At 52.6% G+C, this 24,940-nt stretch carries 27 protein-coding genes; 8 read left to right on the top strand and 19 right to left on the bottom strand.

Features of this window, described 5'->3' with window-relative positions:
* Window positions 1-26: 26 nt before the first annotated feature.
* Both WC593_11900 and WC593_11895 read right to left on the bottom strand, forming a co-directional pair.
* On the bottom strand, window positions 27-2,231 hold the full coding sequence (locus WC593_11900; protein ID MFA4825844.1) for a tetratricopeptide repeat protein: 2,205 nt from the start codon (window positions 2,229-2,231) through the stop codon (window positions 27-29).
* A gap of 75 nt (window positions 2,232-2,306) precedes the next feature.
* Window positions 2,307-3,011 carry a hypothetical protein gene (locus WC593_11895; GenBank protein ID MFA4825843.1) on the bottom strand — a complete coding sequence of 235 codons (705 nt, stop codon included), beginning with the start codon at window positions 3,009-3,011 and terminating at the stop codon, window positions 2,307-2,309.
* Window positions 3,012-3,114: 103 nt separating this feature from the next.
* Between WC593_11895 and WC593_11890 the strand changes: the two genes are divergently transcribed.
* Window positions 3,115-4,332 (top strand): MFS transporter, encoded by a 1,218-nt coding sequence (locus WC593_11890; protein ID MFA4825842.1) that lies wholly within the window; start codon window positions 3,115-3,117, stop codon window positions 4,330-4,332.
* A 349-nt stretch (window positions 4,333-4,681) separates the two neighbouring features.
* Here WC593_11890 and WC593_11885 read toward each other — a convergent pair whose 3' ends face one another.
* Complete coding sequence (locus WC593_11885; GenBank protein ID MFA4825841.1) at window positions 4,682-5,293, bottom strand: YbhB/YbcL family Raf kinase inhibitor-like protein; 612 nt, start codon at window positions 5,291-5,293, stop codon at window positions 4,682-4,684.
* Between the two features lie 160 nt (window positions 5,294-5,453).
* Between WC593_11885 and WC593_11880 the strand changes: the two genes are divergently transcribed.
* Window positions 5,454-6,530, top strand: a complete 1,077-nt coding sequence (locus tag WC593_11880; GenBank protein MFA4825840.1) for a CorA family divalent cation transporter — start codon at window positions 5,454-5,456, stop codon at window positions 6,528-6,530.
* Here WC593_11880 and WC593_11875 read toward each other — a convergent pair.
* The gene (locus tag WC593_11875; GenBank protein ID MFA4825839.1) at window positions 6,451-7,041 is read right to left on the bottom strand and encodes a ribonuclease III domain-containing protein; all 591 of its coding nucleotides are present in this window, start codon (window positions 7,039-7,041) and stop codon (window positions 6,451-6,453) included. The two genes, WC593_11880 and WC593_11875, sit on opposite strands and share 80 nt — an antisense overlap.
* Window positions 7,042-7,317: 276 nt before the next feature.
* Between WC593_11875 and WC593_11870 the strand changes: the two genes are divergently transcribed.
* A complete protein-coding gene (locus WC593_11870) occupies window positions 7,318-7,773 on the top strand; it encodes a ferritin family protein (protein MFA4825838.1) in 456 nt (151 codons plus the stop codon).
* Between the two features lie 134 nt (window positions 7,774-7,907).
* Here the strand turns inward: WC593_11870 and WC593_11865 are convergent, their stop codons facing one another.
* The 5 genes from WC593_11865 to WC593_11845 all read right to left on the bottom strand — a co-directional run bounded on the left by WC593_11865 (window position 7,908) and on the right by WC593_11845 (window position 11,148).
* Window positions 7,908-8,468: a manganese efflux pump MntP family protein gene (locus WC593_11865; protein MFA4825837.1), complete on the bottom strand. Its 561-nt coding sequence runs from the start codon at window positions 8,466-8,468 to the stop codon at window positions 7,908-7,910.
* A 104-nt stretch (window positions 8,469-8,572) separates the two neighbouring features.
* The gene (msrB, locus tag WC593_11860) at window positions 8,573-9,025 is read right to left on the bottom strand and encodes a peptide-methionine (R)-S-oxide reductase MsrB (protein MFA4825836.1); all 453 of its coding nucleotides are present in this window, start codon (window positions 9,023-9,025) and stop codon (window positions 8,573-8,575) included.
* A 90-nt stretch (window positions 9,026-9,115) separates the two neighbouring features.
* Window positions 9,116-9,685: a DUF5698 domain-containing protein gene (locus WC593_11855; GenBank protein MFA4825835.1), complete on the bottom strand. Its 570-nt coding sequence runs from the start codon at window positions 9,683-9,685 to the stop codon at window positions 9,116-9,118.
* Between the two features lie 160 nt (window positions 9,686-9,845).
* Window positions 9,846-10,466, bottom strand: coding sequence for a chemotaxis protein CheC (locus WC593_11850; GenBank protein ID MFA4825834.1), 621 nt, complete (start codon window positions 10,464-10,466; stop codon window positions 9,846-9,848).
* A 292-nt stretch (window positions 10,467-10,758) separates the two neighbouring features.
* On the bottom strand, window positions 10,759-11,148 hold the full coding sequence (locus tag WC593_11845; GenBank protein MFA4825833.1) for a hypothetical protein: 390 nt from the start codon (window positions 11,146-11,148) through the stop codon (window positions 10,759-10,761).
* A gap of 235 nt (window positions 11,149-11,383) precedes the next feature.
* Between WC593_11845 and WC593_11840 the strand changes: the two genes are divergently transcribed.
* Window positions 11,384-12,031, top strand: a complete 648-nt coding sequence (locus WC593_11840; GenBank protein ID MFA4825832.1) for a DUF5591 domain-containing protein — start codon at window positions 11,384-11,386, stop codon at window positions 12,029-12,031.
* Window positions 12,032-12,540: 509 nt separating this feature from the next.
* Here WC593_11840 and WC593_11835 read toward each other — a convergent pair.
* The 10 genes from WC593_11835 to fhcD all read right to left on the bottom strand — a co-directional run bounded on the left by WC593_11835 (window position 12,541) and on the right by fhcD (window position 21,680).
* Entirely contained in the window at window positions 12,541-12,867 is a 327-nt protein-coding gene (locus WC593_11835; protein MFA4825831.1) for a cupin domain-containing protein, read from the bottom strand.
* Window positions 12,867-13,844: an isocitrate/isopropylmalate dehydrogenase family protein gene (locus tag WC593_11830; protein ID MFA4825830.1), complete on the bottom strand. Its 978-nt coding sequence runs from the start codon at window positions 13,842-13,844 to the stop codon at window positions 12,867-12,869. Before WC593_11830 ends, WC593_11835 begins: the two co-directional genes overlap by 1 nt.
* Window positions 13,841-14,641, bottom strand: coding sequence for a hypothetical protein (locus tag WC593_11825; GenBank protein MFA4825829.1), 801 nt, complete (start codon window positions 14,639-14,641; stop codon window positions 13,841-13,843). Before WC593_11825 ends, WC593_11830 begins: the two co-directional genes overlap by 4 nt.
* Window positions 14,638-15,108 carry a 3-isopropylmalate dehydratase gene (locus WC593_11820; GenBank protein ID MFA4825828.1) on the bottom strand — a complete coding sequence of 157 codons (471 nt, stop codon included), beginning with the start codon at window positions 15,106-15,108 and terminating at the stop codon, window positions 14,638-14,640. The genes WC593_11825 and WC593_11820 overlap by 4 nt, the downstream gene beginning before the upstream one ends.
* On the bottom strand, window positions 15,108-16,319 hold the full coding sequence (locus tag WC593_11815; protein MFA4825827.1) for an aconitase/3-isopropylmalate dehydratase large subunit family protein: 1,212 nt from the start codon (window positions 16,317-16,319) through the stop codon (window positions 15,108-15,110). The genes WC593_11820 and WC593_11815 overlap by 1 nt, the downstream gene beginning before the upstream one ends.
* Window positions 16,319-17,446 (bottom strand): homocitrate synthase family protein, encoded by a 1,128-nt coding sequence (locus tag WC593_11810; GenBank protein MFA4825826.1) that lies wholly within the window; start codon window positions 17,444-17,446, stop codon window positions 16,319-16,321. The genes WC593_11815 and WC593_11810 overlap by 1 nt, the downstream gene beginning before the upstream one ends.
* Window positions 17,427-18,698: a thiamine pyrophosphate-dependent enzyme gene (locus WC593_11805; GenBank protein MFA4825825.1), complete on the bottom strand. Its 1,272-nt coding sequence runs from the start codon at window positions 18,696-18,698 to the stop codon at window positions 17,427-17,429. Before WC593_11805 ends, WC593_11810 begins: the two co-directional genes overlap by 20 nt.
* Window positions 18,699-19,664 (bottom strand): radical SAM protein, encoded by a 966-nt coding sequence (locus tag WC593_11800; protein MFA4825824.1) that lies wholly within the window; start codon window positions 19,662-19,664, stop codon window positions 18,699-18,701.
* A complete protein-coding gene (gene mmp11 / locus WC593_11795; GenBank protein ID MFA4825823.1) occupies window positions 19,646-20,542 on the bottom strand; it encodes a methanogenesis marker protein 11 in 897 nt (298 codons plus the stop codon). Before mmp11 ends, WC593_11800 begins: the two co-directional genes overlap by 19 nt.
* A gap of 253 nt (window positions 20,543-20,795) precedes the next feature.
* Window positions 20,796-21,680, bottom strand: coding sequence for a formylmethanofuran--tetrahydromethanopterin N-formyltransferase (gene fhcD / locus WC593_11790; GenBank protein MFA4825822.1), 885 nt, complete (start codon window positions 21,678-21,680; stop codon window positions 20,796-20,798).
* A gap of 265 nt (window positions 21,681-21,945) precedes the next feature.
* On the opposite strand from fhcD, the gene WC593_11785 reads away from it, so the two are divergent.
* From WC593_11785 to hdrB, 4 genes are read left to right on the top strand one after another with little or no spacing between them, the layout of a single operon-like run.
* Complete coding sequence (locus WC593_11785) at window positions 21,946-22,233, top strand: 4Fe-4S dicluster domain-containing protein (protein MFA4825821.1); 288 nt, start codon at window positions 21,946-21,948, stop codon at window positions 22,231-22,233.
* Window positions 22,234-22,236: 3 nt separating this feature from the next.
* On the top strand, window positions 22,237-23,415 hold the full coding sequence (locus tag WC593_11780; GenBank protein ID MFA4825820.1) for a 4Fe-4S binding protein: 1,179 nt from the start codon (window positions 22,237-22,239) through the stop codon (window positions 23,413-23,415).
* A gap of 5 nt (window positions 23,416-23,420) precedes the next feature.
* Window positions 23,421-24,002, top strand: coding sequence for a CoB--CoM heterodisulfide reductase subunit C (hdrC, locus tag WC593_11775; protein ID MFA4825819.1), 582 nt, complete (start codon window positions 23,421-23,423; stop codon window positions 24,000-24,002).
* Window positions 24,003-24,005: 3 nt separating this feature from the next.
* Window positions 24,006-24,929 (top strand): CoB--CoM heterodisulfide reductase subunit B, encoded by a 924-nt coding sequence (gene hdrB, locus WC593_11770; GenBank protein MFA4825818.1) that lies wholly within the window; start codon window positions 24,006-24,008, stop codon window positions 24,927-24,929.
* Window positions 24,930-24,940 lie beyond the last annotated feature (11 nt).

Raw genomic sequence — 24,940 nt, 5'->3', positions numbered from 1 at the left:
ATGCACGTTTCTACAGAGCAAAAAAATCAGGAAACCCCGGCTTTGAGTGATGCGTAATGTTTCCGGTTGAGGGAACGGGGATCGCCGGGTTTTAAGGCCAGTGCCGTATCGAAAGCCCCTGCAGCCTCCGCATATCGTTTCTGGTCGAGCAGTACAAGCCCGAGATTGTACCAGCCATGGAAATATTTTTTATCGAGCTCAAGTGCCTTATGAAACGATGTGAGTGCGGCTTCGGGTTGTCCCAGTCGCCGGTGAATAAGTCCTTTGTTGTTCCAGCACTGTTTATTTGCAGGATCAAAACGGAGTGCATGACCGTAGGCTTCGAGTGCTTCCTGGTACCTCCCGAGATCCGCCGCAGCGCGTCCGATATAATACCAGCTGCGTGAACTGGAAGGGTCAATTGCCAGTACCCGGTGAAATGCACCAATGGCCTCTTCGTTGCGGTGATTCCGGTAGAGATCGATACCAGTCGAATACCATGCAAGCGATGCGTCATGAGGGGCCTTCCGTTTTTTATCCAGGAAGGCTACATAATTGCGGCCCCTCCGTGTCAGGAAGAGCGCACCCCCATAATTCCTCCGCATGAGCGAGAGCTGCTCTGCCACCTGGTTTGCCCGGATATAGGCCTTTTTGCCTGCACCCGACCTCCCGATATTGATTAAGACAAAACTTTTCCCCACCCATGCGAGCGCATGCAGGGGTTCAAGAGAGAGAACCAGATCATATGCCTGCAGTGCAAGTTCATAGGATCCTTCCCGGCTGTGGAATACAGCCTTGTTGAACCATGCCCGAACCAGCCCGTTATCCAGAGAAATTGCTTTTTCAAACGCAACAAGAGCCTCCTGGTTACGGTTCAGCTGCCAGAGCGACACACCCTTGTTATACCACGCTACTGCGATTACCGGGTCTATAGCAAGGGCTGCATCGTATGCTGCAAGCTCTTCTTCGAACCGGAAGAGCCGGAAGAACGCAAGACCTTTGTTCACCCAGATAATGGCAGCCGTCTTATCAAGTGCCAGTGCATGATCAAAATTGATGATTGCCTCTGCAAACTGCCCGAGATCGACTTCTGCAAGACCCTTATTGTACCATGCGGCCATCATGGCGGGATCAGCATTGAGAGCGTTTTCATAGGAGTGTATCGCTTCTTCCGACCTGCCAAGTGTATCAAGTGCCACTCCGCGGTTATACCAGAGGGGGGCTGAATGGAAATCAGTCCGAAGTTCGTTATCGTACTCCTGCACGGCTTCTTCCATGAGGCCGGCCAGTGTTTTTTCAAACGCCCGGCTGCCCCATGCTTCCGAACTGTGCGGATTGACCGGGGGCATGCGGGATGTAACCAGTATACGATCTTCGGTGCTGGAGACAAACCGGAATATTTTTCCCTCAGTATACCAGACCGCTGCACAGTCGGGGTTGAGCAGAAGCGCCCGATCAAACGCCTGCATTGCATCGCTGTTCTTCCCCAGTTTTCCCAATACCATTCCCTTGCCGGTCCAGGCATCCGGCATCGCGGGATTTAAGGAAAGGGCATTGTCAAATACCTCGAGCGCTTCAGGAAACCGGCCCAGTTCTGCAAGTGCTACCCCTTTACCTGCATAGGCAGATTCACTGTGCTCATCGAGTTTTATCGCTTGCTCATACACGGCAATTGCTTCTTCGTATAACCTCAGCTCAATGAGAGCAGATCCTAGTGTAACCCGTGCAAGGATATTGTCTGGCTCAAGCGCGATCGTCTTTTCTGATAATTCCTGCGCCTTTGCATAATCCCCCAGTACAAAATAAACAAGGCTCTTTCCGATCAGGGCTGCTGAAGTATCGGGAGCATCCCGCAGGGCCTGGTCATAAGCCTCGATCGCACTATCATACCGTTCAAGTGCGACCAGGGCATCACCCCGGCCCGTCCATGCAGGAAGGTAATCCGGTTTTAATTTAAGTGCATGATCAAAGGATTGCACTGCATCTTCATTACGCCCCAGCAGGTGCAGGGCGATACCACGGCTGTACCAGACAAATTCATTGTCTTTTCCCAGCGTCAGGGCACGGTCGAATGCCTGGATAGCTTCGGCGTTTTCAAAAAGATGGGCTAGCGCCATTCCCTTGCCATTCCATGCGCCTGCATTATCCAGATCAAGAGCAAGCGACTGCTCGAATGCAAGGAGCGCTTCCTGATGCCGATTCTCCGCCTGAAGAGACAGACCTGATATGTAGAAGGATCGTGCATCATCCATGTGCAGGCGTCTTGTTTCTGGAATGATGAACTTTTCCGCCCTAAGTCATGCAGGAAAACAGCAGAAGAAAAATGATTAGTGTGTCTTTCGCATGCAGAAGGCAGCACAGCACCCGCTGATCACAAGCGCACCTGCGGTAACTTCAACGGGCAGGGGGGATTTTGCCGTGGTGGCTGCAGCGGGAGCAGCAGTTTTCGCAGCCTCGGGGGTGGCAACGGGAGCTGTCAACTGGAACGTAAGCTTGGTGTATATGTCGTCTTGTCCGGGCAGATTAAAAGCAGCGGAAAGCGCCTGGGCTGCTGCTGCATCCTGCACACTACCGACTCCCGTGAAATTGAAGATCATCGCATTGGTCTTTGTGTTGACGACCTGCCCGGAATATATGCCGGCATCAATCAGATCGATATTGAATGTCCCATCAGGGCCCGGGCTCTGGACAAAGACATAGTACATTGCCGGGGGAAGTCCCGTTGTCGGGTAGGTTTTGGAGAATGTCCCGTCTGCATTGACCGGGACGGTTGTTGCATTGATATAATTCCCGGCAAATATCCATATCTGGACACCTGAGGCAAGGTTCGCACCGGTTGCTACACCACTGATGGTGACGGGGTCGCCGACTGTGGGTGCTACCGATGAAACGGTTGCACTGATGAAAGGTTTTGCCGGAGAGGTTGTTGTCGCAGCTGATGAATCGACCGCACCGGAAACCGGAAGCACAAGGAGTGCTGCCAGCACCACAAGAGTAAGGACTGCAAATCCAGAGGATACAGATTTCTTCATACGGAGTTTTTAGGGAGTGATCACTATTAGCATTATTGTTTTATTCCTTAACCACCGGTACCAGAATTCTTATTCCTGATCGCCACGAATGCCAATCATAACCATGATACACCCGATTATTCCACCAGGAATACGATTCTCTCCGGATCGCAGGATGATGTACTACCTCTTCCTGCTCGGGTTCTTTGCAATTTTTTCCACCACGATCTCGAAAAACCCGGTGCTCCCCCTCTTCTCGCAGGCTATCGGGGCAAATGACGCGGTGATCGGGTTAGTGGCGGCGGTTTCTCCCCTGGCCGGCATCCTGTTCTCGTTCCCGGTTGGTGTATTGTCTGATCATATCGGGCGGAGAAAACTGCTCATTACTTCGGGATTAGTGTTTTTGTCTGCCCCGCTTCTCTACCTGCTCATCTTCGATCCGCTCTGGCTGATTCCGGTCCGGTTCTTTCACGGTACCGCCACTGCAATTCTCGGGCCGGTCATATCTGCAGTGATCGCCGAACGATTTCCGGAGAACAAGGGGGCAATGCTCGGGCAGTACTCATCGGCGACACTCATCGGGAGGACAATTGCACCGCTCGCAGGAGGAATCATCATCTCCTCATTCATGATGTACCCGGGGTTGCTGCCCTATCGGATGGTATATGTTGCTGCAGCTCTCTCTGCAGTGCCAGTATTCATCATGACCCTCATGTATCGCGAAGACCGCCCTGCACCGTTAACCCTGCTCCCGATCTCAACATTCCATGAGAGTTTTACCGCATTTTTCTCCAATACCCGGCTCCGTGCTACCGCACTCGTTGATATGGCAACTTACTTTACGTTCGGGGCATTCGAGACATTCCTCCCCCTCATCCTTGTATCACGGGGCATCAGCCCTTACCTGATTGGCATCATCTTTGCAGTGCAGGTACTGATCATTGCAGGGACCAAACCGTTCTTTGGAACACTCGCTGATCGTTTCGACAAACGCATCCAGATCTCAGCAGGTCTCATCATCCTTGCAGGTTCAGCGGTTTGCATTCCTTTCGTATCGGATTTTTCTACGGTCATTCTGGTGAGTGCTGTATTTGGCCTTGGTATGTCTCTGTCTACTGTTGCAACCAGCGCATATATCGCTGATGTTGCGAGAAAAGAACAGATCGGGGCATCGATGGGGGCGTTATCATCAACCATGGACATTGGACATGCGGCAGGTCCGCTTGTCACGGGTATTGTCGTTATGGCAGCTGGCTATGCATATGGTTTTTTTGCCAGTTTTCTGCTCACGATTGCAGTTGCAATTATCTTTGCGGTATCCGTCCGGAACAGGTCCGGATAATTAAAAAAGGTGATTCATCATTTGGTGCCACCAACCTTTAATGTCAGATATCAAATCAACAAATAGTTAACATTTTGTTGTCTGTAGTAAGCCTATTTTGATAATACCATACCCCCCTCTTGCGCCACCTGTCCCCCGAGGGGGACAGGGCGCATTGTGATTGGATGAGGTGGGTTACAGGTAATACGTCGTTATCGCAATCCGGGGGATGCCACAGTGGCGGGGGCGGAGGTGGAACCAAAGCCCCCAAGAACATCTGATAAGTTTTCTCTTGGAGATGGCTTCTTAAAAAAACTGAAACAAAATCTTAATTGGTGGCTCTAATTAACGAATCACCTTAAAAAATATATCATCGTGTGAACGTTGTTAAAAATTCGGTCTTTGCGAGGGTGTGCCCTTGTAACGCCCAGTCAATTGACTCCCGGTCTGCAGTCGGCTGGGTGATATCCATGTCAACGGCATATAACCGGAATATGTACCTGTGTGTTGTCCCGATTGGGGGGCAGGGAGGATAATATCCCCTTGACCCGGCACTGGTGTCAGCCTGCTGCGCTCCGTCTGCCAGCACCTTCTGGGGGGTCTGGCCTCCGGGTATGCTACCGGTTTTCGGGGGAATGTTATAGACAAGCCAGTGGGTGAATGTCCCGGCCGGTGCATCAGGATCTTCAAGGATCAGGACGAGACTTTTCGTCCCGGCAGGAATACCATCCCATGAAACGGGAGGAGATTCGCCTGCACCTTTGCAGCTATAGATATCCGGAAGAGCCAAACCCGATGCAAGTGCGTCGATATTGAGAGTAAAAGATCCTGAGCGTGCAGGGGAGGGCGCCGGTTGATAAACGGGTTGTCCCTGAACGGGAGATGCGGGGACCTTCGGGGATGGGGTTATTGAGGTACACCCACAGGAGATGAAAAGTAAGATGAGGATTACTGCAGAAAGTATGGACCAGCGATTATCCATAACCGAAAAAGAGCATCCGGGATAATAAGTGTTCCGATAACCCACATCTGGATCTTAACAATAATCACCAACAAATGGCAGCCACTTATATACACTTCCGGTATCAATAAATCGTACAACATACGGCACAGATACCCGCCGGATGGAGTGAGGTGCCATCATGAAAATGCAGAGTACTCCCCAGACACCCCAGATCTCCGGGCCCATCCCTTTGAGTTTCTGTATCATCCTCTACAAAGATGGCAGGATTGACCGGCTGGTGGACCGTCCTCTTGAAGAATACCTTACGGCAATCCGCGATGCCAGTATCGCCTGGATCGATTGTAGTACCAGTGATGATGATAAAGAGATCGAGCAGATCGCTCAGGTAACCGGTTTCTCCAAGATCCCAATCCCGAAACTGTCCACGGGTTTTTACTCAGCCTACGAAGATTACGACACCGAATTGGGCATCATGCTCCCTTCGGTAACCGTTAAGGCAGAGAAGATGACCGTTCACCCCCTCTTTGTCCTTCTCCGCGACAATTTCATCATAACCGTTCACAGTCAGGAGATCAACCGGCTCCTGAGATTCTCCCGGTATGCCCCCCCGTTTTTCAAAAAGATTGCGGAGGAGCCGCTTATCGACAAGATCACCCTCGTTCTCGAGCGGATCATCGATGAGAACAATGACCGCAACTTCGAGTACCTCCGCGAGATCGAGATGCATGGCGACCAGATCAGCAAATCACTGATTGAAGAGAACTTAGCCAAGAGAAAGATCGCCCACGATATCTACCGGATGAAACATGTGCTGATCGATTACCTGAACGTGCTCTGGGCGACAAAGGATGTGGTCGATTCGCTGCGGTACGGGGATGCGGACCTGATCACAAACGAAGAAAAACTTTTAGGCAGGATCGGCATCCTGTCGGATAACATCGACCGGCACATCGAGCTCTCGGAACAGATGTCAACGGTACTCGCTTCAGGGCTTGAAGTGATGCAGAGCATCTACAATAACCAGCTCCAGAGTTTGAACAACCGGTTCGCGCTCGTCACCGCGTACCTCACGGTGCTCGGCACGGCATTTCTGGTTCCCAATACGATCGCCACCATCGCAGGGAGCGGAATCATGGACGGGACAATGGCAGCACAATGGTGGTATGTACCGCTCCTCATCCTCTCCACGGTGATCGCGACACTGGGTTCTTACCTCTGGGTGCTCCACGTCTGGAAGATGAAAGGGGACGACTGATAAGCGGGATTTCTGCCGGCTTTGTTACCGCCCCTTTTTTGATCTTCTTGAGTTCGGGTTCGAACCAGAGCCCGATGCACTGCTTTACGATGCCAAAACCTGCATCGCTGTCAAGGAATATGGCACCGATCAGAGCTTCTACGGTGTCGGCAAGGATTGTTTCTTCCCCATGCCTCATCAGCTCTTTCTCCCCGCGCCCAAGGCGGATGAACCGTTTGATCTTTAACCGTTTGCCGACTTTTGCCAGGGTCTCGTTCTTCTCAACCGGTTCTTTGTTTACCGTGATCTCACCTTTGGTCTCGAGACCTTTTTCCATGAGATAGAGGATCAGCCCCGTCTTGAGCACGGCATCTCCGAGCGTGCTGTAGGCTTCCTGGTCCATGCACCGTTTGTTCTGCTGGAGCAGTTCGTGGGCACAGGCAGGATGCGTGAGTGCCCGTATCAGGTGCTGCGGTTCAAAGAAATGATAGCCGAGAATCTGTTCGATCTCTGCACGGTCATCTGCGTCCATGTCTATGTAGTGTTCACGGGAGTATCTGATAAAACAAACGGCATGAAATACAAACTGCACTTCGTTTTTCATACTCGTTCTCCATCCACCCAGGAGATGAACAACACCAGAAGACAGGGGAGTATTCTCAAATATTTATAAAAACAAGAGCACGCTGGCTAAACCGGTTGATCCTCAGACGAAAACCTGCCAGATGGGAGTATTCACATAATTTGAGAAGAGACACTAGTTTTTTATATATGTTGAGTAGTATTTAAAAAAAAAAGGTGTGAAAACATGAAGACAGACGATGCAAAGAAGATCATTTCTACAGCAATTGACAGGGAAGTCGAAGCATACACATTTTACCGTGGCGTTGCTGACAAGGTTAAGGACAAGGCATTAAAGTCACTGTTTACCGAGCTTGCCGGTGAAGAGAAGAAACACCGCGAGTTCCTGCAGGGAATGCTCACAAAGGATGTTGCAAAGATGCACTTTGATGCATCGCATGACTACAAAGTCGGAGATTCTCTTCCGACTCCCGCTCTGTCAGTAGACATGAAACCCCTTGAGGGCATTGTCATCTCTATTAAGAAAGAGCTTGAAGCAATGCAGATGTATACACAGCTGGCCAACCTGTCAAAGGACATCGAGACGCAGCTGCTCTTTTCCCAGCTGGCAAACATGGAACGCGGCCACAAAGCCCGGCTCGAAGATCTCTACACAAACATGGCGTTCCCAGAATCCTGGTAAGCTGACGACCCTGTGTGGCAGGGATGCGTAAAAAGCATCCAATCTTTTTTTTATTTTATCGTTTCAATACAACGATTCAGTACACATTCCACAATACGGCGTTCCGGTATGACCATCCGGGAAAAACCTGGTTTTTACCAGAACTGGTGTTCACCAATGATATTTATTCCGATCAGAATGAGGATAACACCGCCGATTATCTCCATTTTGTTGCCAAGAATATCTTCAAGCCGCTCGCCCAGCATCACACCGGCAAACGAGATCGCAAAACAGACCGCCCCGATGATAATGGCAGGTATGAGCACTGCGGTCTGAAGTACCCCGAAACTGACACCAACAGCAAGGGCATCGATGCTGGTTGCAAGAGATAAAACGATCACCGGGACCAGCTGGACAACCTCGATACGGGCCTCCTCTTCGCCTCCGCATACACCCTCCCATATCATCTTCCCGCCAACTATGGCAAGCAGGATAAACGCAATCCAGTGATCCCAGGCAGAAATGAATCTGATAATGGATGACCCGGCCAGCCATCCTATGACGGTCATACCTGCCTGGAACACACCAAAAAATACCGCGATGATTACCGCAGCGAAAATCAGCCGGGTTTTTGTTGTCGTACCGATGGCAAGCGACACGGCAAAACAGTCCATAGAAAGGCCAATGCCAATCACGGCCGGTATCAGAAGATCCATTTGTCTTAATATACTGGGTCGGGAAATCTGATAAGATCACGCATTGGAGGTTTTTCTTATGACGTGACGGGGATTATCACGGGCAGGATATTATGTCCGGGAAGTTATGGCCGTTTAAGGAAATCCAACGCCGCCGAGTTCATGCAATAGCGTTTGCCCGTAGGGGCAGGACCGTCGTCAAAGACGTGCCCCAGGTGAGCCCCGCACCGGGAACAGAGCACTTCGGTGCGTCTCATCCCGCCAGAGTTATCCGTGTGGGTGCGGATGTTGAGTTCCGATACGGGAGCAGAGAAGCTGGGCCAACCGGTGCCGGAATCGAATTTGGAAGCCGATTCGAACAGGTCGGTACCGCAACAGGCACAGGTGAAGATGCCATGCTCTTTGAATGCATGATATTTACCGGTAAATGGGTATTCCGTGCCCTTTTTTCGCGCCACGTCATACTGTTCCGTGGTGAGAAGTGCCCGCCATTCTGCATCGGTTTTTACCACCGGAGGTACATCTTCTGTTCTTCCCGTGCGGGCATTGTAAATGGGAATTTTATCTCTACCGTTCATCGCACGTCATCCCCGAACACCCCATAACGAGTTACGTGGATGGGACAGAACATAGAACTTTTGTTTGAGGAAAAAGAAGGCGCTAAAGATTCAGAGCCCGAAAAATCCGAGTATCCGGCTCTTTGCATCCTTGTGGAAGATCTTCGCACCTTCCTTGATATTGCGCACATCTTCTACGGTATAAAGAATTTCAGGATATTCCCGCGAGAGTATGCCCATCAGCCGTCCGAGTTCTGAACGGGGCACAATCATGAAGACAATCGTCACCGTAGATGAGAAACTGCCCGTTCCCTCGATCCGGGTCATACCATACCCGAGGGTAGCGAGCTCGGTTATGAGCGGTTGGGGATCAGCCGGGATAAAGAGCCGGACGATCACATACCCAAGGGAGATCATCTTCTCGATCTCCATGCCGAGCAGAGTCCCGAGACCATAGCCGGCAAGATAGGCAAAGAGATTCAGGTAATCCGACAGGTTGGTGAGCACCAGACCGGTAGAGAGCAGCCAGATGCCGGTTTTTATTATGCCAATACAGGCAGCAAGGTTTGCATGCCCCCGGTTGATGTAGATCGTCCTGACCGTTTCAAGACTGGTCTCAACGATCCGTGCGATCAGGATAATGAAGGGTAATACCAATCCACCCAGAACAACCGATTCCATCCCACACCACACTCTTGATCGTAATACTCTTACGGGGGGTCTTGAATAGATTGCGGAATGATACGGAAATTCCCTGTCCGGGCAGGGTGTAATCTCCATGAAGAAAAGGTCGATGGAAAATGGATATTTGTCCGGCAGGTGTATCCCGGGTAAACTGTGCTTAAGCAGTCATTTCACTTTTCGTCATGGCTTCGAGACGTAACGCGATCTGCTGGAGCGTGTTGACTTCGAGGAAGATGAGAATATTTCCGGCAATTTTGTGTTCATCTGAGGTCAGCTGGACACGAAAAAGGATCACATCATCCACTTCTACGGTCATCTGGGCAACAAGAGAAGTGATGGCCGCGTGCGCCATATCAACAACAAGAACCGGGGGGGAAGGGAGCATAACCATGCCGATGAGATCGGAAGTTGCGCTTAAAAAAGATGAGATCATAATGTTGCCGACTTCGAGGATCGCACTCTGGTCCATCTCACTGAACGAGTGGTCGAATTCCGAAGTCCCCTCCATGATATTTGCGGTGCGTTTGGCAGAGTCGCGGGGAAAATGCAGGATTAAATATCCCCCGTGCGGGATATCCCCCTGGAGCTCAAAGATGACCATAGTGGTCAATTCATCCGTAACGAATTCTCCCACTTTTGAGATATCGATAACATCTATCTTAGGCACACTCATGCCGATGTTGGTGTTAAGCATCTGCGATAGTGTAGTAGCCGAATGTGCAGAACCAATATTGGCGAGTTCCTGCAACGCATCCATCTGAACAGCAGTAAATTCCATGGTACACTTTTAAGGGATTAACACCAGAAGGCAGGTCCTGGCCGGTTCCCCTTCCATCTGCCCGTATCCCCGGCTGCATCAACCGGATACTTCAGGTATTGAGGGGATGCTATTTCTGATCATTTATACTTTTGTGATAATTGCCGGAACAACAGGGCCCGGTGTATCGGGTTTTGTATCCACTCCGGTCATCGTTGCTGTGAGTGTAGGGGGGGGTCCATTATCCATGACTGGATTTAAACGAATTTCTCAGGCACTTCGGGTTTGTCGTGCAGGATGAAGGGCAGCCGGATCATAACCGCCTGCGCCGTTTTGCAAAGGTAATCTTTTCTTCGAGGGCTTTTTGTTTCTCTTTGATGACCCCCGGGGGGGCGCGATCAACTTTTAATGCCGCAATTTCCGCAAAGTCCGTGATCATGTCCAGTTCTTCTTCGCGGGTAAAATCTTCATGGGACAATCGTTCCAGGAACTCTTCTTCTCCCTCGATTGCCCTTTTGGGAACAGGATAGTCCACCCGGTATTTTGCCTTGCAGTACCGGCAGCGGGTGTGATATTCACCGTTATTCCGCTGCTCTTTTAAGATGAGTTTGAAATTAAGTCCTTCGCATTTGGGGCATTTCCATTCGAGAGTGAGCCCTTTTAAGACGCCGCTTGTATCGTGTTCAAAGAATTGCTCGAACATTTTTGTGCCCGTGTTTCTGCTAAAATACTGGTTTACCGTTGATCCTGATTAATGCTATGGACGGGGAAATTCCTGAACATCGCAGATTAATGACAGGAAATACAGTCATCATCTTAAAAAAAGGAGTGAAACGATTCGCGATGAGGGATTACCGAGCAGGGATACCTGATCAATACCTGTTACGACCGGGCGCTTGATTCTTGTATTCTTAAAACCGATCTGGTAGGGAACAGCTATGGGAAACCAGGAAGACCTGAAGATACCGGATAAGGACGAACATCCCCTCCTTACGGATCCCCCCTTTTATCTTCCTGAGTTTGAGAAGTCATACCGTTATATCATCGACGAATACGAGGTGGCACCGAAAGATATTGCGATCTTCATGCCCTGTGCGGTGCGGAAACCCTACAGTGCGAGCCCGAGCCACCAGTTGATCCGGATGATCATCTCGCAGGTGCTGGAACCATCGCAGTACCATATCGTGATCTTCGGGACCTGCGGGATTGTGCCTGCCGAACTTGAGACCATGTACCCATATGCCCATTACAAGTACATGCTCGGGAAATGCAATGACGACAAGGTAAAGGACGATTTTCTCCGCATAGAGACCGAACGGGTTGCCGGCTATCTCGATAAGACCCGGAATGTGTACAAATATCGCATTGGTTACAGTATCGGGCTCTTTAGGGAAGCACTGATCCGGGGATCAGAAAAGGCCGGAGTGCCAATAGACCTGCTCCTTCCCACCCGGGACATTATCAACAAGGTAATTGAGGAAGGGGACTGCTCATTCCAGGAAGGCAGCCTCTCGATGGAGAAGTACCTGGGTGAGTTCTGCGATGCGCTGATCCGGTTCCGGAATGAGCGGCTGGAAAAGAAGTAGATAGAGAAATTCTGCTCTGTAGAAACGGGCATGAACGATTAAGTTCACACCCAAACCATGAAAATCGTTTTATGATTCTTCCCCGCCTCAGGACCTCTCTTTAGGCACGGAGGGGCAATGAGGTTTCAACAGATTATTCATCAAAACCACCGCGGGGGCGTCCCTTTTTGGTGCGGCGGGGTTCATCGCAGTTGTAGAAAGGATACATCTCCATTTTTTCCAAATAATCTGATTTTCATGAGAAACATTGAGAAAACTCTGACGCTACTATGGATAAGTCATATCCATGGCCACCTGTAGCCCAAAGGGCCATGAATAACTCCCGGGGGCTTTGCCCCCGCCACTGGGGCACTCCCCCATTGCGAGGACAACGTATTACCTGTAACCTTCTCGGGCTATCGCACTGCGCCCGTCCCCCAGCGGGGGACAGGTGGCGCGAAGAGGGGGGCAATATATTACGTGAAAAAAGGTTTTTTTACAATGCAAGAAATTCTAACCATAATAAACCGCTATCCCGGCAGGTAGTCATCCCTGACCGGAGAGAATACCTCGACTGCTACCGAATCAGCAACTATCCTTGCCCGGTGCTCCACATTCCCCGGAATCATCCAGCTGTCACCGGGCCGCACCTCCTGCACCGTGTCTCCGATCGTGAGGAACATATGACCGGAAACCAGGTACCCGGTCTGTTCCTGCGGGTGCTGGTGAGCGGGGAGAACTGCATCCTTTTTCAGTACGAATTCGGTCATAAGGGTATTTTTGCCGTGGACCAGCGTTTTTCTGGCGATTCCCTCAGTAACCGGTATATACCCGGAACCCTGTTTTTGTGCAAACATCAGGCACCCCTGCCTGTCTGCTCCAGCATGCGGAGCACCGCCTCCCCAAATTCCTTCGTTCCCGCTGAACCGCCGAGATCCCGGGTCTTTATACCCTGTGCAAGCACAGCCCGTATCGCCGATTCAATATGATTCTCTCCCTCTGCATCCCCGATATAGGTCAGGAGCATCCCCGCACTCCGCAGGGCAGCAATGGGATTGGCGAGGTTCTTGCCGGCAATATCCGGGGCGCTGCCATGCACCGGCTCGAAAAGGGCATAATGCTCGCCGATATTTGCGCTCGGCACCAGTCCCAGCCCCCCGACAAGGTACGAGGCGACATCCGACAGGATATCCCCGAAGATGTTGGTCGTGACCACGACATCGTAGGATGCCGGGTGCTGGAGCACATCGAGCGAGAGGGCATCGATAAACTTGTCATTGTAAGAAATCCCGGCTTCCTTTGCCTCGGCAATGCAGATGTCGCGGAAGAGTACATCGGACTTGAGCACGTTGGCCTTGTGACCGATCGTCAGCAGTTTCCGCCGCTGCCGGGCAAGTGTAATTGCCATACGGACAATCCGTTCCGTCCCTGTCCGGGTAACAACACGCAGGGTAGTCGCACGGTCCACGCTGCTCTCTTCGATACCGGAATAGAGCCCCTCGGTATTCTCTCGCACGATCATGATATCAAAACCGCCGTCTTTTACGGGACGAAGGTTTGCATACAGATCGAGTGCCTTTCTTATCCGCAACACCACGCTCTGGTAATCCTTCATCGGAGGGGTAGTGATCGCCCCGAACAGGATCGCATCTGCTCCTTTGAGTTCCCGGATCTCCTTGTCAGCACACGGGCAGCCTGTCCGCTCCCACATGCCATATCCTACGTCCACCGTGAAATAATCGAACTCCGGATGGAGCAGTTCGAGCGCTTTTTGGGCAACCGGAATCACCTCGTGGCCGATCCCGTCCCCTTCCACAATGGCAATCCGCTTCATCTTGTCCTCCACTGGTTAGCTAGTTCTTCCACCGCATGGGCGATGCGGGACGGGCTTGCACCCCAGTGCACAACAGCCCCGAATTTCCCTTTCCACATGCCAATCCCTTCGCGCTCGGAGCGGCAGCAGCGGGCGATGAATGGTTCTTCCCGCGCGGACTCCAGGGGGCAGATATTCTCCAGCCTGAAGTCCTTGCCATAACACTCGGTGTAGAACTGTGAACCGGTCAGGCAGCCGGCCACCGTCTCGCCACCCTGCATCGAATCGGCATCGAGTGTTTTAGTGTACCCCGCTGCACGGCAGGGGTAGACATCTGCTTTCACTTGCGAGATGTCCCGGGTATGATGGCAAAACATAACATCAAGTTCCCCGAAGAGTCCCGCAGCCTGGAGCTCCCGGAGACAGGCTGAAAGACTTGGGCGGGGTGGTGTCACATCGTAAACATGGATCTTAAGAAATCCCGATAGATCGGGATCGAGCACAAAGGTCATATGCTCGTCAAGCCCGGTGAAGATGGTGCACCGGTATCCCGTATCCAGCGCCACCTCGACCAGCCGTGCCCGGTCATTGATCTGCACCTTCTCCGGGTAGCGGTAGGTTTCTTTTACAGTTGCAATCACCTTTGAGGATACGAATTTACGCATCATGCCGCTTCCGGAGGGATCGGGAATGATTTCGAGCAGTTCGTAGCCCGCACCGGTATCCCGCACTAGCCAGCGGCTCAGGAAATACACGAGATCCCCGCAGGGTTTCGTTGTTGCGTACCCCACCTGCTTGCACTGCTCGGGAAATATCACCGCTGGTTCCTCCAGTACTCCACCAGTCCCCCCGCAGAGAGAATCGCCTGCATGCGGGATGAAAGCGGGTGGATGGAATGTTTCTTTCCCTCCGCTTCAACCCATCCCTCGGATAGATCAAACGTCACAAGACATCCTTCCATGCAGGTGAAGTTACATTCGATGAGCGGGAGCCCGACGTTGATAGCGTTCCGGAAGAAGATCCGTGCAAAGGATGGCGCCACCACCGCAGCAACTCCCGCTTCCCGGATCGCAATCGCCGCCTGCTCCCGCGATGAGCCGCAGCCGAAATTCTTTCCTGCCACAATCACCGATTCGTTAAGCAGGGGGGCGAGCGAGGGATCAAGGTCCTCAAACACGTGCTCAACCCAGATACGGTGATCCTTTGTCCGCAGGTAACGCCCGGCGATCACCAGGTCTGTATCGAGATCCGGCCCCACGCAGACTGCACGCCCTTTACCCTGCATCAGCACACCTCCGGTTCGGTAATTTCGCCTTCAAGTGCACTGGCTGCTGCCGTGGCAACCGAGCCGAGGTAGATCAGGCCTCCGACACCCATCCGGTTCCTGAAATTCCGGTTTGCCGTTGAAAGACAGACTTCCCCTTCTCCCAGCACACCCATATGCGAACCGAGGCAGGGGCCGCAACCGGGGGTTCCGATCGTGCAACCGGCATCCACGAGATCGGCAAGCACGCCAGTCCTGATCGCTTCTGCCAGCACCGCTTTGGAGGCCGGGACGACAATCGTCCGCACGGCCACACTCTTTCCTTTGACCGTCCGGGCGAACCGTGCAAGATCGGAATACCGTCCGTTCGTGCAGGTGCCGACAAAGACCTGATCGATCGGGAGACCGGCGATCTCCTGCACGGGTCTGACGGTATCAACCCGGTGCGGAACTGCTACGAGCGGGACAATCTCCGACAGGTCAATGGAGAGTTCCTGGACATAAGTGCAGGTCTCCGGCACCTGCTGTTTTACGGTCTGACCGGCCCGGGCAAGATACTGCACCGTCACATCATCAGCATAGAACATACCGGTCTTTGCCCCGGTCTCTACCGAAAGGTTACTCAGCACGAGCCGTTCATCCATGGAGAGCCCGGCAACTCCGTTTCCGATAAATTCCAGTGCCTTATAGGTAGCACCGTCCATACCCAGCCGGCTCACACAGGTCAGGGCAAGATCTTTAGCTTCCGCAGCACCGGAAAACGTTCCTGACAGGTGTATTCCGATCGTCTCCGGCACGCGGAACCAGGTCTCCCCGGTCAGCCAGATTGCCGCCATATCCGTTGCACCGACACCGGTTGAAAATGCCCCGAATGCGCCCAGTGTGCAGCTGTGCGAATCCGCACCGACAACAACCTCCCCAGGAAGCACAACACCCTCGCTCATGATCTGGTGGCAGATCCCGCATCCCACATCGGAGAAGTGCATGAATGAACCGCGGGCGAATTCACGCAGCTCATGCTGGAGCGTTGCCGTTGTGCTGTTGTTAGCCGGTACGATGTGATCAAAGAGCATGGAGAGCCGGGTTGTATCCGTCAGCTGGTCACTGCCGATACGTTTCCATGCCTCGAGCGTGAGGACCCCCGTGCCATCGTGAACATAGGCACGGTCCACCTTCCGGTCCACATATTCTCCTGCCTGTCCCCCCAGGATCCTCTCAGACAACGTTGCCATTATCCATTCTCCTGCTGTGCTTTTTTGATCAGTTTCCTCAGGATGTCCGGAGTAATATTGCATTTGTGTTCGGAATGATCCTTGACCAGGTCAAGGACGCGGCAGACCTGCTTGTCCGTGCATGCGCAGCCGAGCGAGGCCATGACGTGTTCGAGTGCTTTTTTGCCCGTGTGCTTGCCGAGAATAAAATGCCGCTCGCCGCCTACCATATCGGGCGTGAAGTATTCGTAGCTGGCAGGGTCCTGGAGTATTGCAGCAATGTGGATGCCGCTCTCGTGGGAGAATGCAAGTTCACCCGTCACGGGTTTGTTCCGGGGGAGTGTGATTCCTGAAAATTTTTCAACCGTATGCGAAAGTTCGGTCAACCGGGACAGGTCGTACCGTTCAATACCTTTCTTCATCCGCAGGGCGACGAGCAGTTCCTCAAGGGAAGCATTTCCTGCCCGCTCCCCGATCCCGTTCACGGTAGTATGGAGCTGGAAGGCTCCCGCTTCGGCAGCGGTGATGGTATTTGCCACCGCACAGCCCATGTCGTTGTGGCAGTGGGCGCAGAACGGCCGATCAACCGACGCAACGAGCTCGGCCATGATCCGGTGCATCTCGGAGGGAATGAGACAGCCGACCGTATCGGCAAAACTGAGGAGGACTGCACCGTGTTCTGCCGCACTCCGGTAGACTTCTTTTAAGAAGGGAAGATCAGTCCGGGACGCATCCTCGGCAGCGAACCTGACCTGCACGCCATGATCGCGGGCAAAATCGATCATCTTTAACGAGTCTTCAAGTACCTCGTTGCGGGTTTTTTTGAACTTGAGCCGGACGTGGAGTTCGGACGTGGGGATGAAGATGCTCACCATGTCGACATCACAGTCGATCGCGGTCCGGATATCCTCCTCGCGGGCCCGGGAGAAACCGCAGATCCGTGCATCGAGTCCCAGGTTTGCAATTGTCTTCACGCACTGTTTCTCATTCGGGGAAACAGCCGGGAACCCTGCCTCGATCACCTCTATGCCTATCTCGTCCAGCAGGGTCGCAATCTTTACTTTCTCTTCGCAGGAGAACGATACCCCGGGGGTCTGCTCCCCGTCCCGCAATGTCACATCACAGATCTCAATATTTAACGGTTTCATGGCTGCTTCCCTCCGGACAGGTACCTTCTATAACGAGTGTCCGGGGCGTGTCCGTCACCACGAGCTCGTTCTTAAGCATCTCATCGTCATCGGCCTGGCAGATCACCGGATCGGCCCACATAAGGTAGGGGACCGGATCATAGGACGGCTGTTTGCCCGTCATAGCCGTGCAGTTGTTGTTCATCACGATACAGAGCAGCGGGAGCCGCTTCTCGTACACATCGATCAGGGCATTCAGGCCTGAATGAAGCATCGCATAGTCACCGATCAGGGCAACTTTTGTGCTCCGTGCGGCTACCGCGATACTCGATCCCATGCCGTAACTTGCCACACCCAGTTCGTACGGGGGAGTCATTCCCAGAATTGAACAGCCCGCATCGCAGATCATTTTCATGTTCCGCACTTTGAGGATGTTCATCATGGACTTGAACGGGCAGTCTTTACAGAACGTCCGGTAATATCCCCGGTTCTGCATTACCTCCGGGAGTTCCTGGTGGACCGGCGGTTGCAGTCCCCGGTGATCCCGTACAAAACTCCGCCCGATCTCGTGCACTTCCTTTACCTGCACGGCCTGTCCCGGCAGGGGGTGTACGGTGACAATCCGGGTATTTCCCGGGGCTGCACCAACACCGGCAGGTTCTCCCTTCCACTGATTTAATGCCGAACCGTTCGACCAGTCAAACATGGTCCGGTACAGTTCTTCGGCCGCAGTTACTCTCCCGTTCATGGTCCAGGATCGGTCGGAGAGCCGCCCTTTTCCGGGGTTCCGGGGAACCGGCGCGTATTTCACTTCCGCATCAAATATGCCGGGCGTCAGCCGGAGCATAGCGACCCGGGAGAACTGCTCGGATGCCTGAAGCGCTGCCTCGACACCGCTATAGCAGGTGGCAGCATCGGGTTCGATCACGGGAAGTTCTGCCAGCTCGCCATAATACCGGGAGTCCTGTGCGGTCTGGGAACCCAGTGCTTCCGGGTCGTCCCCGGCCACGAGCAGCACGCCCCCGATGAGACCCTGTGCGGCTGCCTGCAACAGGGGATCGGCACAGGCATTTACACCGACATTCTTGATGATTACCGCAGCCCGTCGCCCTTCGAGCGAATCGCCCAGCGCATATTCGAGTGCCGTTTTCTCATTGATCACCATCTCGGCACGGGTTTTGGCACCCAGATCCGTAACGGGAAATCCCGGTACCGTATACTGCCGGTCGGTACACGCAAGCAGGGCTTCTGCGATCACCTCAATGCCTTTCATCTAGTCCCTCCCCGGTACAAGGTCGCAGCCTGCGCAGTTCGAACACATCGTAAGCGCCTCTTTCGGGTCAAGTCCCGCTTTGGAAAGTTCCCGGTTATGGATAGCGAAAATCTTCTTTAACCGTTCCGCAGTCGGGCGGGGAGTACCGGCGAGTTCAGCTACCGGGTTGAGCGGGCGCAGCACGGGAATTATCCCATGTGAAGTCAGCCGTTTGATGCAGGCTTCCATCTCGCCGTCTGTCTCACCAAGACCAATAATCACATTGGAAAAGACCCTGCCTTTCCCGAAGAGTGCCACGGAGCGGTCGAGCACCCGCCAGAGCCTTTCATAATCAAGTCCCGGGCACTGTTTTGCAAAAATGGTCGGGGTTGCCGCCTCGATATTGAACTTCACTTCGGTTACGCCAAGTGCCTTGAGCCGGTCGGGTGTCTTGTCGGTGGGATAAATCGAAACCCCGATGGGGAGAGCATAGATCCTGAGGTGCTTTATCACTTCAAGCACATAGGACTCTTCTTCTTCGATTGTGTCAAGCACGCCGCTCGTAACGGAGATTGCAGAAATCCGGTGCCGGACGGATTCGACCATCCCCGTGATCTCGTCAATCGTTTTTCGTTTGCCGCCCAGCGTTGGTACAGGACAGTAGCGGCAATGGAATATGCAGCTGCCGGTCACCGTGATGAATGCCTGGTCGGGACAGTGGCATCCCGGCTCAAGGAGCCGGCCGGGTATAAGTGCTCCCTCAAAGTAGAGATCTGCAACACCATTGCCCCGGTGGGCGATCTCGATGGCACTGAGTGGGTTTAAGGCCAGTTTGACCCGGTGGCTGCCCATGGCAAAGAAGACTGCGCCATTCCCGCCGGCACCCGGGCCTGCGGCTGAACGGGCGATATACTGTTCCGCAGGTTCACCGGAAATACGCGCTGAACCAGCGGATAGGAGACGGGCTTTTAGGTCGGTCCACTCCATAGTTCCAGCGCCTCTTTGTATTGGGTGAAGAACGGGATAGCCGCAACTGCCCCGGTGATGCCCCTCCCGTTCATAATGATCTTTAAGTTCTTGTCCGTCAGCCGTTCAAGAAGCCACGGTTCAACCTCGCCACGTTTCACGCTCCGGCCGTATGCGAGCAATTCCTCTGAGGGAGAAAAGCCGGAATACACAGCCATACCGGTCTTTTGGGAGAGGGTATACTTCCTCAAAAGCGTATGAAACCGTTCGGTAAGCCCGTCAGGATCCGTTGTGGCAAACTCGGCAACAAGCCCCACACAGTTTTTGGTCCGGTACGGCACCGGGAAGAGCTGGACGATCGTGTGTGAAAGATAAACAGAATGCTCATCTTCCACAGCTTTTGCAATATTGTGGACAAGGGTCCACGTGGCTCCTTCTTCCGGGGTATCAGTGTCATCCACACCGATGAGCACCCGCTGCATCCGGGGCATCCAGATCGTGGCACCGGCGACTTTTCCCCCGCCAGCGGGATCGCTCCGGCTCCGCAGGACTCCGCGTGCATCCGAGCGGCAGGCTGCAGCACCCACACCACCTCCGCCCATGCCGATATACGTGACGGCAATCTCCGACTTCTCTACGGTACATGCAGAAATACCCGCCGGGAACCGGGAGCCTTCCAGCGCAAGATTCACTGTTTGCGGTTTTAAGAGATACCGCATGGTTGACCCCACACAGCGGACATCCTCAACCACCGGGCTCTGGGCATAGTGGTGTTTCGACCACATCGCGCCACCAACGCAGTCAAAAAACTCGATCAGTTCCACCCGGCCGCCGGTCTCATCAGCCACCGCTACGATCTGCGGGTAGTGGATTACATAGGGTTCTGCAATATTTTTCATCAGGACCTTCCTCAACGCTGCCGGTAGATGCAGGAACTTTGCATCGTACATGAATTGCATTTTTTGTAAAGATTGTCAGGCTTCACAGGTTTTCTGAACAAAGAGTACTGAGAGAGTACTCATATCCCGTCAGGATTCAGAGTATCTGGTTGTAGCCGAAATTTTCGTTAACAAGAGAATCGGCAATAACAGTATTTATAGCGTTCGATACGTGATGTAAAAATCACAGTAATGTCCTGAATGGTAAAAAAAATTAGAGAATTTTGTGGAGCTCGATCTTATAGGGTCCGAGCGTGCCGCCAAAGTTTCCGGCCGTGATGAACTTCACACCAGGTACCAGGGCTGCGGCTTTGACACCAGCTGCCATGGCTGCTGCAACGGACTTCTCATCAATACCGTCAATGACAATCTCATAAACACCCTTGATCCCGGCAGGGACCTTTGAGTCGGGGACTTTTTCCCGGAGTGTCGGGCAGTACTTCTCATTGGTCGAGGCGGGCATGAACTTGTATTTCAGGCTGCCAACCTTTGAGCCGCTGGCAACGACGCCCCCCGGGAAACTCGTGATGGTGCCCGGAACCTTGGCGATTGCATCCACCGCTGCCTGTGCACCCATGAGGGCTGCCATCTGGTTCTCCGCCATTACAAAGAAGTTGCCTCCCGCAACACCCTTGACAATGCCGAACTCTTCTTCGCCGATATATTCTCCTTCCATGATCGGAATGACCCAGCATTTCCTGCCGCCAACCTCTTTCTGGTACTCATAACCGTCACCGAAGAAGTGGAGTTTTACCTGGATCTTCTCTTCAGAGTTGGTAATTCCGTTGAAGACTGCGGTCGTTGGTGCAGTAAGTACGCACTCAGCGAGGCGCTCAACAACCTGCTCCTTGATCTTCTTCTTACCTGCACAGATCAGGATTGAGACACCCGGGCGGCCGTCAGGGGTCTGTGAACCGTCAAGTTCCTGCTCGATCCCTGCTTCGCACGGGCACCCGATCGCGGATGTCGCAAATCCGGTTGCCTCGGTTGCTGCTTTCCTTGCCCATTCCGTGGTGACTGCTGTAATGATCACCCGGCAGACCCATGTCGGGAATGCCTCTGCAAATTCGTTGTCAATGGTAACTCCGTTGATTTCCATATGATAACCTCCGGTACCACAATGGTAGTATGATGGGTGTTGAATAAATTTTCTAAATTAATTCCTGCAAAAAGAGCGCACATAATATAGACAATTAAGTACACAACATTCTGTTAATCTTAATAAAGAGTTCAGAGATTAGAATTTAAAATCCTGAATAAATTCCTCTTTTTTTCGGGTAAATTTCAGAACATTTATCTACATTCTTCGACCACTTTTGGATAGTCGATTTTTAAAATCGATCATAGCTGGTGCGTAAAAAAAAATGGCATTTGCAGTGCATATTAACAGGGTAAATTGTACTGGCTATAACAATTGTGTTGTCGCGTGCCCCGTCGACGCATTGGAGCTTCATTCCGTGGATCCATCAATATATGATACGATCTTCAAAGTCAGGGACGGGAAGTCCATTGTTCCTGACTTCAGGGATGAACTCTGCACCGGTGACGGTGTTTGTGTCAAGGCATGCCCGCACGATGTTATTAAGGTGACAGGATCCTGGGAATCCAAAAGCACGGGCAAACGTACTATAATGGTATTGCATGAGGGTTAATTCATGAACAATCTGTTTCCCAAATTTTCCAAGAAAAGGGATGGGGTCAACGTTGTAATGGAGCAGAAACTCCTTCAGAACGTGAACAACCTTATTCTCAATGCAGAGACCTGCACGGGATGCGGTATATGTGTGGAGGCTTGTCCTGAGGAAGCTATTGTCCTCGGGCTTGTCGGTGCATCAAGACGTGGCGCGATCAATTACGCTGCTCCCATTGATGTCGACGAGACCAAGTGTTCCTACTGCGGCGTCTGCGTAATAATGTGCCCGTTCAACGCATTGACCTTAAAAGTGGATGGACAGGAGAGACTCCCGATCCTTGAGAAGGAAGGGTTCCCGCAATATGATATGAAGGCGGAGATTGATGACGAGAAATGCGTCAAGTGCACGATCTGCGAAGAGGTCTGCCCGCGTGACGCCATTGACCGCAACGTCCCTGCTTTTGAAGGAACCTACAAAGGACCGGCTGCTGGCGCAAAAGACCGCCAGACTGCAATCAAGACCAAGACGACATTTACCGTTGATAAAGAGAAATGCTCGCTCTGTGGCCTGTGCGGGGCATTATGCCCGGCAATCGTGGTGAAACACAAGGAGTTCACCGCAGAGACCGGAAAAGTCGAAGGCGATGTGATCTGGGACGAAACAAAATGTGATGCATGTAAAGTGTGTGTTGAAGCATGCCCTGAGGAGTGCATTACTGTTGAGCGCGAAATTGTTTCTGACAAGGTTGTCGGCAAAGTTGATATTATCAAGGACAACTGCTGCACCTGTACGTGGTGCTCAAAGAACTGCCCGACAGAGGCTATCACCGTTGAGAAGATTTTTGAAGGTGATATCGAATTCCACGCAGAGAAATGCCCTGGTGGCTGCTCAACGTGCGCAGATATCTGCCCGGCAAATGCGATATATCTCCCTTCGACAATTCCCGCTGCAGAGATGAAACTCAACAGCATTGAAAAGACCATTGCAGTCAACAAGGATTATTGTATCCTGTGCGGTGCATGCGTTAATGCCTGCCCCGGTGAGGATATCATTGTCCTGCAGAGGACCGGTGTCCGCGTGAAAGGCACGGAGACTGACCTGTTCAAGAAGATCAAAGAGAAACTCTTCACCAAGAGAACCTCGAAGGTGAAAGAGGACATAACAGGACAGGTTAACCTCAAACAGATGGAGAAGGCGTGAGTTCCATGGAACGAACAAAAGGTTACCCAGCAGCGCTGGATAAGAAACTTCAGGACACGAGACTTTATCTTGAGGACTCAAACCCTGAATTCACCAAGAACGTGAAAGCCATCTCACGCACGAATGCCCATATGTGCTACCAGTGCGGAACCTGTACCGGCTCCTGCCCTTCGGCTCCCCGGAGTTCTTACCGCATCCGCAAGTTTATGAGGAGAGCGGTGCTCGGGCTTGAGAATGAATCATTAGTCGATCCGGATCTCTGGCTCTGCACTACCTGTTACAGCTGTTCAGACCGGTGTCCAAGGGATATCATCCCCACCGATGTCATCATGGCCATGAGGAACCTCGCATTTAAGAGGGATATCGTCCCGGTCAACTTCTTAAAGACCGTTACGGCAATCTATGCATCAGGTCACGGTGTGCCAAACAACGATGTCAACCGTGCAGCCCGCGAGAAGATCGGCCTGTCCCGCGATCCGCCGACCACCCACTCGTATCCGGAGTATTTACCCGCGATCAGGAAGATCCTTGACCACTACAAGCTCAAGGCCAATGCCGACCGTATCATCAAGGAGAGGGAGGGATAAGACATGTCAGAATCAGGCGCAAAACACAAGTTTGCATTCTATCTTGGATGCATTGCCCCCAACCGGTATCCCGGTGTCGAATCCGCCTCTATCAAGGCAATGAAAAAACTCGGCGTTGAACTTGTTCCTCTCAAGGGCGCAAGCTGCTGTCCTGCACCGGGCGCATTCGGATCCATTGATCTCAATGTGTTCTATGCAATGGCGGCACGGAACCTCGTCCTTGCCGAGCAGATGAAGATGGACATTGCACTCGTCTGCAACGGATGCTACAAGTCGATCTGGGAAGTCAACCACAAGCTCAAGCACAACAAGGACCTCCGCGATGCCGTCAATGAGGTGCTCAAGGAAGTAGATATGGAGTACAAAGGTACTATCAACGTCTACCACACCGCCGAACTCCTCTACAACGATAAGTTCATCGGTGTTGACAAGGTCCGCGACAGTGTCACAAACCCGCTGACCGGTGCCCGCATCGCTGTCCACTACGGCTGCCACCTCGTCAAACCCCACAAGGACCGGGAGTTTGAAAAAGAAGTCATGTTAAACACCGAGCATCCCGTATGGATGGAAGAACTGGTTGCTGCACTCGGTGCAACTCCGGTTGAATACCGCAACAAGATGCAGTGCTGCGGGGCCGGTGGCGGTGTCCGTGGTTACGATATCGTCCATGCACTCGATATCACCAACGAGAAGCTGATCAATTTACAAGAGGAGAAGGTAGATGCCCTCACGGATATCTGCCCGTTCTGTCAGCTCCAGTTCGACCGTGGTCAGATTGAGATTCAGGAAAAGTTCGGTGTCAGCTACAACCTGCCCGTTCTTCACTTCGCTGAACTCCTCGGCCTGGCACAGGGAATGAGTCCACAGGACCTCGGGCTCGATCTCCATGGAATCAGCTGCGAATCATTCCTTCAGAAGGTGCTGTGAGGTGGTAAGAA

Source organism: Methanoregula sp., assembly GCA_041645435.1.
GTDB lineage: Archaea > Halobacteriota > Methanomicrobia > Methanomicrobiales > Methanospirillaceae > Methanoregula.
This window is presented reverse-complemented; position numbering and strand designations above follow the sequence as displayed.

What these genes read in the sequence shown, in the direction of transcription:
- WC593_11900 (MFA4825844.1), bottom strand. Translation starts at nt 2,231, where the DNA reads ATGGATGATGCACGATCCTTCTACATATCAGGTCTGTCTCTTCAGGCG.
- WC593_11895 (MFA4825843.1), bottom strand. Translation starts at nt 3,011, where the DNA reads ATGAAGAAATCTGTATCCTCTGGATTTGCAGTCCTTACTCTTGTGGTG.
- WC593_11890 (MFA4825842.1), top strand. Translation starts at nt 3,115, where the DNA reads ATGATACACCCGATTATTCCACCAGGAATACGATTCTCTCCGGATCGC.
- WC593_11885 (MFA4825841.1), bottom strand. Translation starts at nt 5,293, where the DNA reads ATGGATAATCGCTGGTCCATACTTTCTGCAGTAATCCTCATCTTACTT.
- WC593_11880 (MFA4825840.1), top strand. Translation starts at nt 5,454, where the DNA reads ATGAAAATGCAGAGTACTCCCCAGACACCCCAGATCTCCGGGCCCATC.
- WC593_11875 (MFA4825839.1), bottom strand. Translation starts at nt 7,041, where the DNA reads ATGGACGCAGATGACCGTGCAGAGATCGAACAGATTCTCGGCTATCAT.
- WC593_11870 (MFA4825838.1), top strand. Translation starts at nt 7,318, where the DNA reads ATGAAGACAGACGATGCAAAGAAGATCATTTCTACAGCAATTGACAGG.
- WC593_11865 (MFA4825837.1), bottom strand. Translation starts at nt 8,468, where the DNA reads ATGGATCTTCTGATACCGGCCGTGATTGGCATTGGCCTTTCTATGGAC.
- msrB (MFA4825836.1), bottom strand. Translation starts at nt 9,025, where the DNA reads ATGAACGGTAGAGATAAAATTCCCATTTACAATGCCCGCACGGGAAGA.
- WC593_11855 (MFA4825835.1), bottom strand. Translation starts at nt 9,685, where the DNA reads ATGGAATCGGTTGTTCTGGGTGGATTGGTATTACCCTTCATTATCCTG.
- WC593_11850 (MFA4825834.1), bottom strand. Translation starts at nt 10,466, where the DNA reads ATGGAATTTACTGCTGTTCAGATGGATGCGTTGCAGGAACTCGCCAAT.
- WC593_11845 (MFA4825833.1), bottom strand. Translation starts at nt 11,148, where the DNA reads ATGTTCGAGCAATTCTTTGAACACGATACAAGCGGCGTCTTAAAAGGG.
- WC593_11840 (MFA4825832.1), top strand. Translation starts at nt 11,384, where the DNA reads ATGGGAAACCAGGAAGACCTGAAGATACCGGATAAGGACGAACATCCC.
- WC593_11835 (MFA4825831.1), bottom strand. Translation starts at nt 12,867, where the DNA reads ATGTTTGCACAAAAACAGGGTTCCGGGTATATACCGGTTACTGAGGGA.
- WC593_11830 (MFA4825830.1), bottom strand. Translation starts at nt 13,844, where the DNA reads ATGAAGCGGATTGCCATTGTGGAAGGGGACGGGATCGGCCACGAGGTG.
- WC593_11820 (MFA4825828.1), bottom strand. Translation starts at nt 15,108, where the DNA reads ATGCAGGGTAAAGGGCGTGCAGTCTGCGTGGGGCCGGATCTCGATACA.
- WC593_11815 (MFA4825827.1), bottom strand. Translation starts at nt 16,319, where the DNA reads ATGGCAACGTTGTCTGAGAGGATCCTGGGGGGACAGGCAGGAGAATAT.
- WC593_11810 (MFA4825826.1), bottom strand. Translation starts at nt 17,446, where the DNA reads ATGAAACCGTTAAATATTGAGATCTGTGATGTGACATTGCGGGACGGG.
- WC593_11805 (MFA4825825.1), bottom strand. Translation starts at nt 18,698, where the DNA reads ATGAAAGGCATTGAGGTGATCGCAGAAGCCCTGCTTGCGTGTACCGAC.
- WC593_11800 (MFA4825824.1), bottom strand. Translation starts at nt 19,664, where the DNA reads ATGGAGTGGACCGACCTAAAAGCCCGTCTCCTATCCGCTGGTTCAGCG.
- mmp11 (MFA4825823.1), bottom strand. Translation starts at nt 20,542, where the DNA reads ATGAAAAATATTGCAGAACCCTATGTAATCCACTACCCGCAGATCGTA.
- fhcD (MFA4825822.1), bottom strand. Translation starts at nt 21,680, where the DNA reads ATGGAAATCAACGGAGTTACCATTGACAACGAATTTGCAGAGGCATTC.
- WC593_11785 (MFA4825821.1), top strand. Translation starts at nt 21,946, where the DNA reads ATGGCATTTGCAGTGCATATTAACAGGGTAAATTGTACTGGCTATAAC.
- WC593_11780 (MFA4825820.1), top strand. Translation starts at nt 22,237, where the DNA reads ATGAACAATCTGTTTCCCAAATTTTCCAAGAAAAGGGATGGGGTCAAC.
- hdrC (MFA4825819.1), top strand. Translation starts at nt 23,421, where the DNA reads ATGGAACGAACAAAAGGTTACCCAGCAGCGCTGGATAAGAAACTTCAG.
- hdrB (MFA4825818.1), top strand. Translation starts at nt 24,006, where the DNA reads ATGTCAGAATCAGGCGCAAAACACAAGTTTGCATTCTATCTTGGATGC.